Genomic DNA, 14938 nt, shown 5'->3' with positions numbered 1-14938 from the left:
CTCGATGTCGTCTCGCAACTCGCGCTGCCGAGCGTGCCCGATGCCTTGCCACGTTAAAGCGGTGGCGGCCCGGGCATCGGTCCATTCGTGGAGACGAACATGGAATTTTCGACAGATCTGACCAAATACCGTTATGGCGCCTGTGTTTTTTCACTCTGGTTGTGTGCCGGATGGCCGCAACCTGCCCTGGGTGCCTGTACGCTGACGCCCACCGTCGGCAACGATAGTTACGTGTGTGACAGTGGCTCCAGTGGCGCACTGACTGACTTGTCGGGCAACAACAGCCTGGCCTTTCCCGCAGGCGGCAGCGGCACAGTCACGGGCAATGTGACCTTCGGTGCTGGTAACGACAAAGTCGATATGATTTCCGGTGTGATTGTCGGCACGGTCTTGCAGGGTGATGGTGACGACACTTTCACCATCGGTGCGGGTCAGGTCACCGGGGCAGTCCTCCAGGGTGATGGCGTCGATAACTTTCTCATGAGTGGGGGCATCATCGGTTCCCTCGCTCAGGGAGACAGTCCTGACAGGTTTTTGATGACCGGCGGCACCATAACGGGCGCCTTCGAGGATGGCGACGAAGCGCGAATGACTGCGGGCTCCATCGGCCGGGTAGACATGAAGCTCGACGACAACCTGTTCGACATGTCTGGCGGGGAGATCAAGGGCAATCTGGTCACCGGGTTCGGCACCGACACCATCATCCTCTCGGGGGGCCGTATCGGCGGTAACCTCAGTGTCAGCGGCGGCAACGACAGAATCACCGTGACCGGTGGCGAGATTGTCGGTGAGATCCGCGCCAGTGCCGGGAATGACACGCTGAAGTGGAGCGATGGCGGGACGATCCGCTCAGCCATCCTGATGGGCGAAGGCAACGACCGCGCAACCCTGAGCAACCTGACTGAAACCACCTTGGCCCTGACCCCGAGCATCAACGGTGAAAACGGCACCGACCTGTTGACCTTTGATCACAGCGATTCGGCGGGTGCTGGTCGTTATAAGAATTGGGAAACGGTCAATCTGAACAACGACTCGCGCTTCGATCTGGATGGCACTTTTGTGTTGGGCGACAGCACCATCGGTACCGGTGAATTCAACATCGACGCCAAGAGTACGCTGACTTCGGTTCAGGGCGGTATCGCCCCCCTCAACGCAGAACGACTCGCCACGTTGAACAACGCTGGCACCATTGACCTCACCCGCAGCAACTCCCGCACCGACGACACCATGACCCTCAACGGCAATTACGTCGGCAAGGGTGGCCAGTTGTTAGTGCAAACCCGCCTGGGCGACGACAGCTCGCCCAGCGACAAGCTGGTGGTCAGTAACGGAAAATTGACCGGCACCACCCTGATCACCGTCACCAACATCGGCGGTGTGGGTGCCCTGACTCAACAGAACGGCATTGAGGTGGTAAAGGCTCAAGGCACGGCAGTCAGCGAAAGCACCGCGTTTGCCCTCAAAGGTACCGTATCGGCGGGGGCGTACGATTACCGTTTGTTTAAGGGTGGCGTGACCAGAGGCAGCGAAAACAGTTTCTACCTGCGTTCCTCCGTCGTGGCGCCGCCGCTGGTGGAGGTCGCTGGCGCAACACCGGATTCACCGCCTATTCTGGTGCCGCTGGTCGCGGTTCCCGTCGCTGCGCCAATTGTGGCGCAGGGCGGAGTTCCGCCAAGTCCTGAAGTGCCAACAGTTCCAACGGATCCAACGAATCCAACAATTCCAACAGTTCCACTCCTGGAAACCCTGGTGTTGCCTGCCGCCGTACCGGGCGCCGCGCCGATTGCGCTTTTCCGGCAAGAAGTGCCGGTCTGGTCGGTGCTGCCGCCAGCCGCTACACAACTGGTTCTGAGTGCCCTCGGTACCTTCCATGATCGTCAGGGCGATCAGCGCCTGCTCGCTGAAACCGGCGCCTTGAGTGCAGGCTGGGGTCGGGTCTACGGCAAGGACTTCGACCAGACGTGGGCCGGCACCGTGGCGCCGCGTCTCAATGGTTCGCTGAAGGCTTTTCAGGTGGGCAACGATCTTTTCGCATCACAACTGGCGGGCGGACAAACCCAGCGGACGGGTTTCTTTGTCGGCCACAGTCGTTTGCAAGGTAACGTCAACGGATTCACTCAGGGATTCGAAGACATGCGCGCCGGCAAGGTTGAGATTAATGGAGACAGCCTTGGCGCTTATTGGACCCTGACCGATCAACAAGGCTGGTACTTCGATAGCGTAGCGATGTACACCTGGCTGGACGGTGACAGTAAATCCGAGCGTGGCCTGAAGATCGACAATAAGGGTCATGCCCTGACGTTTTCGGTGGAAGGCGGTTATCCCATCGCGCTGACCCACAATTGGGTAGTCGAACCCCAAGCGCAACTGATCAACCAGAAAATCTCCCTCAAAAGCCAGAACGATGGCATTTCCCGCGTCTCTTTCGACTCCGACAGCGCATGGACCGGTCGCCTCGGTGCGCGGCTCAAGGGCCGTTACCAACTCAACGGGCAACCTTTGGAACCCTACCTGCGCGCAAACCTGTGGCACACCTTTTCCGGTACCGATACGGTGACCTTTGATAACGCCGATAAAATCGAAACCCGACAGGAGTCCTCCTCAGCCGACATCGGGGTCGGTGTGGTGTTAAGTCTGAATCCCTCGGTCAGCCTGTACGTCGCCTTTGATTACACCGGCAATATCGACAGCAACCAGCAACGAGGAACGTTCGGCAACATGGGTGTCAGGGTCAGTTGGTAACCCTGAAAAAAGGCTCTAGCTCGCAGTTTTTTTGACGTATCTTCCAACAAACAAGCACTTAGAGGGCGCCGTAAATCAGTCACTTAAATGACCTTAAATACCCATACCACTTATCGGCCATTTTCTTGACGCATGGGGTCGGGTCTTCTTGACTTCACGTTACTACCCCGGAAGTACCATCAGGACAAGCCGCCGGCGCCCGTAAAAACGGGCAGCCCGTGGTGTGTCCTACTCCATTCGGTCGCCCCTCACTCGGGGTAGGAGAGACGCCAGAAGCGAGATCCCGCATGCGATTGCAAGGTAGACCTCCATGAAAACCACTCTCACCTCACAAGAGATCAAAGTTACTTTTTGCACTGTCTCAAGTTCACTCCTGCTGTGTTCCTCCATGGAAGTGCAGGCCGGCCCTGCCGAGGAAGACACCTTACCCTGGTACCAGCAGGAACCCCCTACGCTCAGCTTGTCTGCCCTTGCAACGACGTATCCCGGCCAATTCAGCGCCCACCCCGATCTACGAAGTTCCCGACTGTCCACAGAAGACGCCGCACCCTCTGCCTGGGACCAACTCTATGGCCAGGCTTCACGGCAAGCACAAACCGACTTCCTTTCCCTCGACTCCAGCGTTCCCGGAACCAGCGACTTCAAGAGCCCAGCGATCCTGACCCTGCAAAGCGCCAGCGGTCATACCCAGCGTGTCGGTCTTGTGGGTGGCAACCAGCAGATTCAGTTCAACAGCAATGGCGTGCGAAGCCCGGTGGCGCACTCCGACCCCAACAGCGACATACTCAATCTTCAAGGCCAGAGCCTGGGCGCCTATTGGAGCCTGACCGGGCCACAGGGCTGGCACGTCGACTTGACGGCCAGCGGAGGCCGCGTCAACGGTATCAGCCGCAATGAGCAAGGTGCGCGGCAAGCCACCGAAGGCAGCGCGATGACGCTGTCGGTCGAAGGTGGCTTCCCCATAGGCCTGGGTGAGAACTGGGTGATTGAGCCGCAAGCGCAGTTGATCAATCAGCGCATCACGCTGGACGCCCCGTATGCAGGATCGGGCAATGCGTCCTCCACTGACTTGACGTCCTGGAGCGGCCGGGTCGGAGCGCGCTTGAAAGGCAGTTACGACATCAGTGGCCTGCCCGTCGAACCCTACGTGCGGACCAACTTGTGGCACACGGTGTACACCGGCAACACGGTGACGCTCGATGAGGTCGACAAGATCAGCAGCAGTCGCAAGTCTTCAACCGTCGAACTGGGCCTGGGTCTGGTCGCGAGGGTGACACCAGCGGTGAGCTTGTACGTCAGTGCCGATTACAGCAGTGATGTAGATGACAATGATCTGAACGGGTTGATCGGCAGCCTGGGTGTGCGGATGCGGTGGTGAGGAGTAGACACTAGAGGTGTTTTGACCGGGCTGACGCCATCGCGAGCATGCTCGCTCCTACAGGTCTTGAGGTGGTACCTGCGGGAGCGAGCATGCTCGCGATGATCCGGTCAGTCTTCGGGCCGCAGAATCAACACCGCCAACGGCGGCAAATTGAGGACCAGCGATAATGCCTGACCATGACTTGGCGCCTCTTCGGCGAGCACCCCGCCTTCATTGCCGTAGTTGGACCCGGCATAAGTTGCCGAATCGCTGTTCATCAACTCCTTCCAGCGGCCCGCAAACGGCACGCCCACGCGATAGGCTTCACGTGGCACCGGCGTGAAGTTGGCCACCACCAACACCGGATCACCCTCCTTGCTCCAGCGCAACCACGCATAGACACTGTTGATCGCATCATCACCAATCAGCCACTGGAAGCCCTGCGGCACATCATCCTGCTCATGCAGGGCAGGCACTTCCCGATACAGGCGGTTGAGGTCGGCGACCAGTTTCTGCACGCCCTTGTGCTCGGAGTACTGCAACAGATACCAGTCCAGTTGCTGATCGTGATTCCACTCACGCCACTGGCCGAACTCGCAGCCCATGAACAGCAGCTTCTTGCCCGGATGCGTCCACATGAAACTCAGGTAGGCCCGCAGGTTGGCAAATTTCTGCCAGCGGTCGCCGGGCATCTTGTCGATCAGCGAATGTTTACCGTGCACCACTTCGTCATGGGAGATCGGCAGGATAAAGCGCTCGGACCACGCGTATACGAGGCCGAAACTCAGTTCGTTGTGGTGATGCGCGCGGTACACCGGGTCCTGCTGGATGTAATGCAGCGAGTCATGCATCCAGCCCATGTTCCATTTGTAGGCGAAGCCCAGGCCACCCTGTTGTGTGCCTTGACTGACGCCTGGCCACGCGGTGGACTCCTCGGCGATTACCAGTGCGCCGGGCGCTTCCAGTGCCACGACATCGTTGAGATGGCGCAGGAAGTCGATGGCTTCCAGGTTTTCCCGGCCACCATGGCGGTTCGGCACCCACTCGCCGGCTTTGCGCGAGTAGTCGCGATAGAGCATCGAAGCCACGGCATCGACCCGTAGGCCGTCAACGTGGAAATGCTTGAGCCAGTGCAGCGCTGACGCCAGCATGTAGCCGTGCACTTCGGTGCGGCCCAGGTTGTAGATCAGCGTGTCCCAGTCCTGATGAAAGCCTTCCTGAGGGTTACCGTATTCATAGAGTGCGGTGCCATCGAACTGTGCCAAACCATGGGTATCGGTAGGGAAATGCGCCGGCACCCAATCGAGGATCACGCCAATATCGGCGACGTGGCAGGCGTTGACGAACGCCGCGAACTCATCAGGCGTGCCATAACGTGCGCTCGGAGCGAACTGCGCCAACAACTGATAGCCCCATGAGCCACCGAACGGGTGCTCCATGATCGGCATCAGTTCAATGTGAGTGAATCCCAGTTCCTTGACATACGGAATCAAGCGCTCCGCCAGCTCTGGCCAAGTGTACTGGCGAGCCACTTCGCCAAGATCGTCCAGCTCGCATTGCCACGAGCCGGCGTGCAGTTCATAGATCGACAAAGGGGCGGTCGGGCGATGGCGCTCGCCTCGGGACAACATCCAGTCCTGGTCCTGCCAGTCGACCTTGAGCGGCGACGCGACTTTCGACGCGGTGTCCGGTGGCAAGGTGGTTGCCAGTGCCATGGGGTCGGCCTTCAGCGGGAGAATCCCATGGGCGCCGAGAATTTCGTACTTGTACACCTCCCCCGCCTGCAGGCGCGGGATGAACAACTCCCAGACCCCGGTAGGATGGCGCAGGCGCATCGGATGGCGACGCCCGTCCCACACGTTGAAATCGCCGACCACCGACACCCTTCTGGCATTCGGCGCCCACACTGCGAAACGCACGCCCTCGACGCCGTCCACTGTCTTCAGTTGTGCGCCGAGGCAGGCGCTCAAGTCACGGTGATTGCCCTCGGCAAACAGGTACAAATCCATTTCGCCCAGCAGCGGGCCGAAGCTGTAAGGGTCTTCGGCCAGTTGTTCGCCACCGGCCCAGCGAGTCCGCAGCAGATAAGGTTGTGCCCGTTCGAAATGCCCGACAAACAGCCCTGGTGTCTGTGTGTCTTCGAGGTTGCCGAGCTCTTCGCCAGAATCGCTGGCTACCACCTGAACGCTCAGCGCGCCCGGCAGATAAGCCCGGATAAACTGCCCGCCAGCGCCATCGCCGTGGGGACCGAGAATGGAAAAAGGGTCGATGTGTTCAGCGCGTACCAACGCGTCGATGTCCCGCGCCCTGGGTAGCAGCGCTTCTTTGTGATCACCCTGTTCCTTGTTCGAGACACTCATGACTACTCTCCACCAAGATCGGAAAAGGGTTTAAGCCCACTCAATAATCCATATAAACCGTGCAACGGCACGGACAACCACGTGGGGCGATTTTCCGCCTCATAGGCCACTTCATACGCGGCCTTCTCCAGACCGAACAACGCCAGCGCAGCATCTTCGCCTTCCGGATCTTGCCATGCATGGCCAAGACCGGCAGCCGCCAGCCGATAAGCGTCGACAAATGACTGCCGTGCCTCTTTCAAATAGCGATCAGCTACCCGCACGCGTGCCGCATCGGCCACGGCGGTGTTGTCGACGTTGTGCACATTGATCGCCATCGCGGCAGCGTAGTCGAAGGAGCGCAAAACGCCGCTGACATCTTTGTACGGGCTGTGTTTGCCCCGCCGTTCATGCAGCGGTCGTGCCGGTTCGCCTTCAAAATCGATCAGGTACGCGTCGCCCTTGATCACCAGTACCTGCCCCAGGTGCAAGTCGCCATGCACCCGAATCCGCAAGCCACCCGCGGTCTTTTTACCCAGCTCCTGAACATGGCCGAGGATCGCCTTTTTATTATCAAGTAACCGGCTGACCAGGGTTCTATCCGCCGGGTTCAATTCGTGTTGATGCTGCTTGAGCAACTTCAACGCATGCTCGATCTGTGCCACAACATCCCTGGTTGAAGCCAATGCGTCTTTTGCTGTGGTGACCTGCGGTGCAAAATCGGCGTGGGTACTCGGCGCGGCGAGCATCTGGTGCATTTCGCCCAATCGCTGACCGAGCATGCCAGCGAAATCTTTCAGTTCGCCGAGCGCGTTGTAATGTTGTTCCTGCTCGGACATGGCGCCGGCCAGTTCATCACGCAACGCCCGTTCGAGGTTGTTCTGCGTCCATTCCCAGGCGTCACCCTGATTGCTCAAATAACCTTGGGCGATCATCAGCAGATTGTCTTCACCGGCGGCATCGCGACGCACCACGGCGCCTAGCAGTGGCGAAATATGCCGGAAGCCTGCCTCCGTCAGATAAGCACTCATCTCCAGCTCCGGATGCACACCGGAGGCGACTTTGCGGATCAGTTTCAATACCAGGCTGCTGCCGATCACCACCGAACTGTTGGATTGTTCGGCTGACAGGTAACGCACCGGTGACTCGGCGTTCAGGCCGAGTTTTTCCAGCTCGGCGGTAGCCTCGAAGCGAATATCGCCCTCGCTCGTCTGCAACACCTTACCGGCCTGAATGCCTTGCAGCACGGCGTGGACGAAGGTTTCCAGGCTGAAGGCATCGGTGATCAGGCCGACCTGGCGCACGCGTCGAACCCTCGACAAGGCCAGTTGCTGGGGCAGCGCTGCACCGACCTGTTCCTCCGGAATGTAGCCGAACGGCAATTGATATCGACTGGTCTGGCCGCCGCTGGTGACTTCGATCTCACTGAACAACACCGGATGTTGCGGATCGCCGAAACGCACGCCGTAGGCGAGTTTCACCTGCTCGATGACTGCGTCCTTACCGGCGAACCAGCGACGGTTCTGCAGCCAGCTCGGCAGAATCTGCTGTTCGAGCGTATTGCGCGACGGGGCTTCGAGCAGTTCCTCCATGCGCTTTTTCAACACCAGCGTAGTGAAGTCCGGCAGGCTTTGAGCAGGTTCCACATGCCAGCTCGGCATCTGGTTTTCTGCCGCCAGGCCGAACCAGTAAAACCCATACGGCGCCAGCGTCAGCAGGAAATTCAACTGCCCGATGGGCGGGAATGCGTTACCGCCCAGCATCTCCACCGGCACCATGCCGACGTAGGCCGACAGGTCCAGTTCTGCCGCCTGGGCACTGCGCGACACGTTGGCCACGCACAGAATGATTTCGTATTTGCCGTCCGGTCCGGTGTACTCGCGGGTGTACGCCAGAATTCGCCGGTTGCTCGGCGACAGCATCTTCAATGTCCCGCGCCCGAACGCCTTGGATTGCTTGCGCACGGCGAGCATGCGCCGGGTCCAGTTCAGCAGCGAATGCGGGTCACCGGCCTGGGTTTCGACGTTGACCGACAGGTAGCCGTATTGCGGATCCATGATCGGTGGCAACACCAGGCTCGCCGGGTCGGCACGGGAGAAACCGCCGTTTCGGTCAATGGACCACTGCATCGGCGTACGCACGCCGTCGCGGTCACCGAGGTAGATGTTGTCGCCCATGCCGATTTCGTCGCCGTAATACAGGGTCGGCGTGCCGGGCATCGACAGCAGCAGACTGTTGAGTAGCTCCACACGGCGGCGATCGCGCTCCATCAACGGCGCGAGACGGCGGCGAATCCCCAGGTTGATTCGCGCACGACGGTCAGCCGCGTAGTAATTCCACAGGTAATCGCGCTCCTTGTCGGTGACCATTTCCAGGGTCAGCTCATCGTGATTGCGCAAAAAAATCGCCCACTGACAGTTGGCCGGAATATCCGGCGTCTGGCGCAGGATGTCGGTGATCGGAAAGCGGTCTTCCTGGGCCAGCGCCATGTACATGCGCGGCATCAGCGGGAAGTGAAAAGCCATGTGGCATTCGTCGCCGTTCAAACCCTTCTTGTCGGTGTCGCCGAAATACAGCTGCGTGTCTTCGGGCCATTGATTGGCCTCGGCCAGCAACATGCGGTCGGGGTAATTGGCGTCGATTTCGGCACGGATCTTTTTCAGGACATCGTGGGTTTCCGGCAGGTTTTCATTGTTGGTGCCATCGCGCTCGATCAGATAGGGAATGGCGTCCAGGCGCAGTCCGTCAATGCCCATGTCGAGCCAGTAACGCATAACCGACAGTACCGCTTTCATCACCTGCGGGTTGTCAAAATTCAGGTCAGGTTGGTGGGAGTAGAAACGGTGCCAGAAGTACTGGCCGGCAACCGGGTCCCAGGTCCAGTTGGACTTCTCGGTGTCGAGGAAGATGATGCGGGTGCCGTCGTACTTTTGATCGTCATCGGACCAGACGTAGAAGTCTCGCGCCGCCGAGCCCTTTTTAGCCTTGCGCGCTCGCTGGAACCACGGGTGCTGGTCGGAGGTGTGGTTGATGACCAGTTCGGTAATCACCCGCAGGCCACGTTTGTGCGCCTCGGCGATGAAGCGCTTGGCGTCGGCCATGGTGCCGTAGTCGCTGTGCACACCTCGATACTCGGCGATGTCATACCCGTCGTCGCGGCGAGGCGATGGATAGAACGGCAACAGCCAGATGGTATTGACACCCAGATCGGCAATGTAGTCGAGCTTGGCGATCAGGCCAGGAAAGTCGCCGATCCCGTCGTTATTTGAGTCGAAATAGGATTTTACGTGTACCTGGTAGATCACCGCATCCTTGTACCAGAGCGGGTCCTTGATGAAGGTGGCTGCTTTGGGTTTCTTCGCCATTTGAAACTCCTGTTGAATTCTCTACACGCCTGGCAAACGTGCCAGGTCTCTGTAGGAGCTGCCGCAGGCTGCGATCTTTTGCCTTTCCATTGAATGCCAGGATCAAAAGATCGCAGCCTGCGGCAGCGCCTACGCGGTAATCCGCCAAATCCCGAACGGCTGATACGCCGGGTCGATTCGCATGAATTGGTATTTGCCGTGCCACGTCCAGCGATGGCCGTTCATCAAGTCTTCGCCTTGGGTGCTGGCGTCATCCGGCAAGCCCATTTCCCACAATGGCAACTCGAAATTCGCTTCCTGAGCGTTATGCGGGTCAAGACTGACCGCGACCAGAATGAAGTTGCTGCCGTCGGCGCTGCGTTTGCCGAAGTACAGAATGTTGTCGTTCCAGGCGTTATAGATTTTCAGGCCCAAATGCGTATGCAATGCCGGGTTCTGTCGGCGGATGCGGTTGAGCTGGGCGATTTCGGCGATGATGTTGCCCGGGGCGTTGAAGTCCCGGGGGCGGATTTCGTACTTTTCCGAGTCCAGGTATTCCTCTTTGCCCGGCACCGGGGCTGATTCGCACAGTTCGAAACCGCAATACATGCCCCACAGGCCCGAGCCCATGGTCGCCAGCGCCGCACGAATGAGAAAACCGGAGCGGCCGGACTCGTGGAGGAAGGCCGGGTTGATGTCCGGCGTGTTGACGAAAAAATTAGGCCGGTAGCATTCCCGCCAGGGCGATTGATTAAGTTCGGTGAAGTAGGTCGCCAGCTCCGACTTGGTGTTGCGCCAGGTGAAATAGGTGTAGCTCTGGGAATAACCGACCTTGCCCAGCCGCGCCATCATTGCCGGAGTGGTGAAGGCCTCAGCGAGGAAGATCACTTCGGGGTACAACGCCCGCACATCGGCGATCAGCCATTGCCAGAATGGCAACGGTTTGGTGTGCGGATTGTCGACGCGGAAGATCTTCACCCCCTCCTCCACCCAACCCACCACAATGTCGCGCAACTCGATCCACAGGCTCGGGATCGCTTCGGCGGCGTAGAAGTCGACGTTGACAATGTCCTGGTACTTCTTCGGCGGATTTTCCGCGTATTTGATCGTGCCGTCGGGCCGCCAGTTGAACCAACCGGGATGCTGCTTGAGCCACGGGTGATCCTGGGAACACTGGATGGCGAAGTCGAGGGCGATTTCCAGGCCATGGCTCGCCGCCGCGGCCACCAGTCGGCGGAAATCCTCACGAGTGCCCAACTGCGAGTGAATCGCTTCGTGACCACCCTCCTCGCTGCCAATGGCATAGGGACTGCCCGGGTCATCAGGACCTGCGGTAAGGGAATTGTTTGGGCCTTTGCGATAGCTGCGGCCGATCGGATGGATCGGCGGAAAATAAAGCACGTCGAAACCCATGTCCTGAATCATCGCCAGCCGCGAATGCACGTCGTTGAAGGTGCCGTGGCGAGACGGATCATCGGTGATCGAACGCGGGAACAATTCGTACCAACTGGCGAACTGTGCCAATTCACGTTCGACATCCACCGGGTATTCGGGGCTCAGGCTCAAATAGGCGCGATGATCGGCCTGGGCCATCAGGTCGGCGCTACGCTGGTGCAGAAACAGCGCAACCTGCTCGGTTTCGAGCAGTCCCGACAGTTCGTGATGCAACGCCGCCAGTTGTTCGCTGAGTTGGCCTTCGCTACGTTCAGCGGCTTGCTGGACCTGATTGCGCCCTTCCTGCAACTCCAGGCTGACCGGCACGGCAGCCGCATGCTTTTTTTCCAGCTCGTAACGGAAACTGGCGAACTGATCGATCCAGGCCTCGATACAGAATCGGTAGCGGCCCTGGCTTTCGACGCGGAACTGGCCCTGCCAACCGTTGTTGCCCAGATCGTCCATGACCGCGCTCTGCCACAGGTCCTGACCATCACGACACCAGCGCACCCGCACCGCCAGCTTGTCATGCCCGTCGGCGAACACCTTGGCCGTTACCACAACATCCTGCCCCTCCACCGCCTTCACGGCGAACTGCCCACCTTCAAGGGTCGGCATGGCGCTTTCAATGACAATTCGCGGCAGCAACAGTGCCTGCGACAGCGGCATGTTCGGGTTGTAGCTCAGTTCAGTCGGTTTTTCAGCCGTCATCGAGCCTCTCTCCTTACGCCCCATGGACGCGCTTGTGTTTGTTCAACATCCCCGCCGGAACGCCTGCCCCGGAATGAACTCACTTAGGTTCCGAGCGACAGGCGCCGGGAAAAGTTCAGCGCAATCGGGGGGAATCAAATCTGCCACGTCGTGGTCAACCAACTTAAGCACGACTCACGCCATGTGCCACTGGAGGCTTGATCAATGAACAACCCATTCCCGGCAGAAACCCCCGATCCGAACATCGACAGCCCGGTCATCCCTGAAGGCGAGCCGCAACCGGTGCCCGAACAAGACCCACCCGACACCACCCCGCCACGGGAAGAACCGCCAACAACGATGCCACCTGTCATTGTCAAACCCTGACACTGTAGGCACCGAAGACTGCGATCCGTTGATCTGGGCTTCCCTGATATCAAGACAGTTAAACAGTCAGAGTCAAAACATCGCAGCCTTCGGCAGCGCCTACAGGGTGTGGTCTTTCTCCAGCAGCTTCACAATTCGCGGCATCACGCTGAACACCCCCAATGCCAACAACGTACTGAGCACCGCCGTGGCTTCGCGCCCTAATCCGGCCGCGACGCCGATGGCGGCGGTCATCCACAAGCCCGCCGCAGTTGTCAGGCCTTTGACGTGACCTTCGTCGCCCTCGTGGTTTTTCAGGATGGTGCCGGCGCCGAGAAAACCGATACCGGCAATCACCCCCTGCACCACCCGGCTCATGGCGTCGGCCTGGGAACCGGACATCTGCGGCACCAGCACAAACAGTGCCGCCCCCATCGCCACCAGCATGTGGGTGCGCACACCGGCAGCCTTGCCCTTGTGTTCGCGTTCAAAACCGAGAATCCCGCCCAATACAGCGGCCATCAGCAACCGCACCGTCACCCGTGTCAACTGTGACGCGTCGCCGATATCGGCGAACTCGGCTTGCAGCGTTACCCAGACTTCATGCCACCAGGCGTTCATGGTGATGTCCTTGTGAGGAGCCATGGATGGTGGACCGCACCGACCATTAATCGGTTGCATAGAACGATAACCAGCGGTTGCGGCCAGAGACTATAGGTTCCGCCGAAAAAAGGACTCCACCATGACCGTGCGCATTGAAAACCAGACCTGCTTTTTCACCACTGAAAATGGCGAAGAAATCCGACTATGTCCCGATGTCACCATCATCACCGACTCGGAAAAAGCCATGTCGGCCGTGGACATCAATGGTCAGCACATCTACATCACCGAAGCGGAAGCGGACGCCTTGACCGTAGCGGGCGCAGTGGACGGTCGTCGGCACCTGAAAGCGACGGACAGTGATTCGGTGATTTGACTGATCTGGCTCAATACCGGCGCAAACAAGTTGCATAGGCGCGTGCGGCAGGTGCTTCAACTTGCCGCAGGCAGGCGCTCACACACGATCTGATCCGCTTTTTATTGAATTACCTGAGTCTGTTATGCAAACAGATTGCCGCTCATAGTGCTCATGCCTGATGGAGGCTGATGAGCGAAAGACCATGAGCGAAAGAATCCCCGTCCGAACCGTTGAAACATTCGAGCCTTTACCCGGCAGGAAGATAAAGGCCAAATCCAGCGACAATCTGATTCATACCCGCAGCTTTACCGGACTGTTCCGAACCCTGCGCCTGAGCGGCACGGGGCTTCTGTTTTTACTGTTTTTCGGCACTGTATGGCTCAATTGGGGTGGACGCCAGGCCGTACTCTGGGACCTGTCCGAGAGCAAATTCCACATTTTTGGTGCCACGTTCTGGCCGCAGGATTTCATTCTGTTATCGGCCCTGTTGATCATCGCGGCGTTCGGTCTGTTTGCTATCACTGTGTTTGCAGGTCGTGTCTGGTGTGGCTACACCTGCCCGCAGAGTTCCTGGACCTGGATTTTCATGTGGTGCGAGAAAATCACCGAGGGTGAGCGCAACCAGCGGATCAAACTGCAAGCGGCACCCTGGGGCCTCAACAAATTGATGCGCCGCTCGGCCAAGCACACATTGTGGCTGGCGATCAGCCTGCTGACCGGCCTGACCTTTGTCGGCTACTTCACGCCGATCCGGCCGCTGACCGAGGAACTGCTCACGTTGCAAATGAGCGGCGTCAGTCTGTTCTGGGTGCTGTTTTTTACCGGCGCGACCTACATCAATGCAGGCTGGCTGCGCGAAGCGGTGTGCATGCACATGTGCCCATATGCGCGCTTCCAGAGCGTGATGTTCGACAAGGACACCCTGACCATTTCCTACGACGTGGCCCGGGGCGAAAACCGAGGCCCGCGCAAACGCGAGGTCAAACCTGCCGAAGTCGGCCTGGGTGATTGCATCGACTGTCAGCTCTGCGTCCAGGTCTGCCCGACCGGCATCGACATCCGCGACGGTTTGCAGATGGAGTGCATCGGATGCGCTGCGTGCATCGACGCCTGTGATTCGATCATGGACAAAATGGGTTACGCCAAAGGCTTGATCAGCTACACCTCCGAGCATCAGTTGCAGGGTGGCAAGACGCACCTGCTGCGCCCACGGCTGATCGGCTACACCGCCGTGCTGCTGGTGATGATCGCCGCGCTGGTGGTTGCGCTGGTGGAGCGGCCGATGGTGTCGCTGGACGTCAGCAAAGACCGTGGCCTGTTCCGCGAGAACAGCCAGGGGCAGATCGAAAACATCTACAGCCTGAAGGTGATCAACAAGACCCAGCAACGCCAGGATTACCGGCTGACTCTGGTGGATGGCGACGGCTTCCAGTTGCAGGGCAAGACCGATCTGAGCCTGACACCTGGCGAGATTGTCGACGTACCCGTGTCGGTGGCGATGACTACGGAACGAGCGGCCAGCGGTTCGCAGAACATCGCGTTCAAAGTCCAAGACAGCGATGAACCAGGCATCTATAGCGTGGCGAAGAGCCGGTTTGTTGCGCCGATGAATCGTTGAGCCGTTAAACTGCGGTGCTGCCACGTGCGAGCAGGCTCACTCCCTCAAGAACAGCGCAATCTTTGTGGGAGCGAGCCTGCTCGCGAT

General features: G+C 59.1%; 9 protein-coding genes. 5 read left to right on the top strand and 4 right to left on the bottom strand.

What is annotated here, in order from left to right:
* Positions 1–99: 99 nt before the first annotated feature.
* Both AD668_RS12160 and AD668_RS12155 read left to right on the top strand, forming a co-directional pair.
* Entirely contained in the window at positions 100–2742 is a 2643-nt protein-coding gene (locus AD668_RS12160; RefSeq protein WP_053158970.1) for an autotransporter outer membrane beta-barrel domain-containing protein, read from the top strand.
* A gap of 310 nt (positions 2743–3052) precedes the next feature.
* The gene (locus AD668_RS12155; RefSeq protein ID WP_053158968.1) at positions 3053–4120 is read left to right on the top strand and encodes an autotransporter outer membrane beta-barrel domain-containing protein; all 1068 of its coding nucleotides are present in this window, start codon (positions 3053–3055) and stop codon (positions 4118–4120) included.
* A gap of 110 nt (positions 4121–4230) precedes the next feature.
* Here the strand turns inward: AD668_RS12155 and glgB are convergent, their stop codons facing one another.
* The 3 genes from glgB to AD668_RS12140 all read right to left on the bottom strand — a co-directional run bounded on the left by glgB (position 4231) and on the right by AD668_RS12140 (position 11930).
* A complete protein-coding gene (gene glgB / locus AD668_RS12150; protein ID WP_053158965.1) occupies positions 4231–6462 on the bottom strand; it encodes a 1,4-alpha-glucan branching protein GlgB in 2232 nt (743 codons plus the stop codon).
* Positions 6463–6464: 2 nt separating this feature from the next.
* Positions 6465–9806: a maltose alpha-D-glucosyltransferase gene (treS, locus tag AD668_RS12145; protein WP_053158963.1), complete on the bottom strand. Its 3342-nt coding sequence runs from the start codon at positions 9804–9806 to the stop codon at positions 6465–6467.
* Between the two features lie 129 nt (positions 9807–9935).
* Positions 9936–11930 carry an alpha-1,4-glucan--maltose-1-phosphate maltosyltransferase gene (locus tag AD668_RS12140; RefSeq protein WP_053158961.1) on the bottom strand — a complete coding sequence of 665 codons (1995 nt, stop codon included), beginning with the start codon at positions 11928–11930 and terminating at the stop codon, positions 9936–9938.
* Between the two features lie 204 nt (positions 11931–12134).
* Here AD668_RS12140 and AD668_RS29660 point away from each other — a divergent pair, with 204 nt between their 5' ends.
* On the top strand, positions 12135–12296 hold the full coding sequence (locus AD668_RS29660) for a hypothetical protein (RefSeq protein WP_172681823.1): 162 nt from the start codon (positions 12135–12137) through the stop codon (positions 12294–12296).
* 99 nt (positions 12297–12395) lie between these two features.
* On the opposite strand, the gene AD668_RS12135 is transcribed toward AD668_RS29660, so the two are convergent.
* Positions 12396–12896: an MgtC/SapB family protein gene (locus tag AD668_RS12135; protein WP_053158959.1), complete on the bottom strand. Its 501-nt coding sequence runs from the start codon at positions 12894–12896 to the stop codon at positions 12396–12398.
* A gap of 121 nt (positions 12897–13017) precedes the next feature.
* Here AD668_RS12135 and AD668_RS12130 point away from each other — a divergent pair, with 121 nt between their 5' ends.
* The gene (locus AD668_RS12130; RefSeq protein WP_053158957.1) at positions 13018–13251 is read left to right on the top strand and encodes a DUF3203 family protein; all 234 of its coding nucleotides are present in this window, start codon (positions 13018–13020) and stop codon (positions 13249–13251) included.
* 184 nt (positions 13252–13435) lie between these two features.
* Entirely contained in the window at positions 13436–14851 is a 1416-nt protein-coding gene (gene ccoG / locus AD668_RS12125) for a cytochrome c oxidase accessory protein CcoG (protein WP_053158955.1), read from the top strand.
* Positions 14852–14938 lie beyond the last annotated feature (87 nt).

Source organism: Pseudomonas sp. P1.8 (assembly GCF_001269805.1).
In the GTDB taxonomy this organism is placed as follows: Bacteria; Pseudomonadota; Gammaproteobacteria; order Pseudomonadales; family Pseudomonadaceae; genus Aquipseudomonas.
Note: the sequence above shows the minus strand (reverse complement) of the source record. Positions and strands in the feature narration are given on the sequence as shown.

What these genes read in the sequence shown, in the direction of transcription:
- AD668_RS12160 (WP_053158970.1), top strand. Translation starts at nt 100, where the DNA reads ATGGAATTTTCGACAGATCTGACCAAATACCGTTATGGCGCCTGTGTT.
- AD668_RS12155 (WP_053158968.1), top strand. Translation starts at nt 3,053, where the DNA reads ATGAAAACCACTCTCACCTCACAAGAGATCAAAGTTACTTTTTGCACT.
- glgB (WP_053158965.1), bottom strand. Translation starts at nt 6,462, where the DNA reads ATGAGTGTCTCGAACAAGGAACAGGGTGATCACAAAGAAGCGCTGCTA.
- treS (WP_053158963.1), bottom strand. Translation starts at nt 9,806, where the DNA reads ATGGCGAAGAAACCCAAAGCAGCCACCTTCATCAAGGACCCGCTCTGG.
- AD668_RS12140 (WP_053158961.1), bottom strand. Translation starts at nt 11,930, where the DNA reads ATGACGGCTGAAAAACCGACTGAACTGAGCTACAACCCGAACATGCCG.
- AD668_RS29660 (WP_172681823.1), top strand. Translation starts at nt 12,135, where the DNA reads ATGAACAACCCATTCCCGGCAGAAACCCCCGATCCGAACATCGACAGC.
- AD668_RS12135 (WP_053158959.1), bottom strand. Translation starts at nt 12,896, where the DNA reads ATGAACGCCTGGTGGCATGAAGTCTGGGTAACGCTGCAAGCCGAGTTC.
- AD668_RS12130 (WP_053158957.1), top strand. Translation starts at nt 13,018, where the DNA reads ATGACCGTGCGCATTGAAAACCAGACCTGCTTTTTCACCACTGAAAAT.
- ccoG (WP_053158955.1), top strand. Translation starts at nt 13,436, where the DNA reads ATGAGCGAAAGAATCCCCGTCCGAACCGTTGAAACATTCGAGCCTTTA.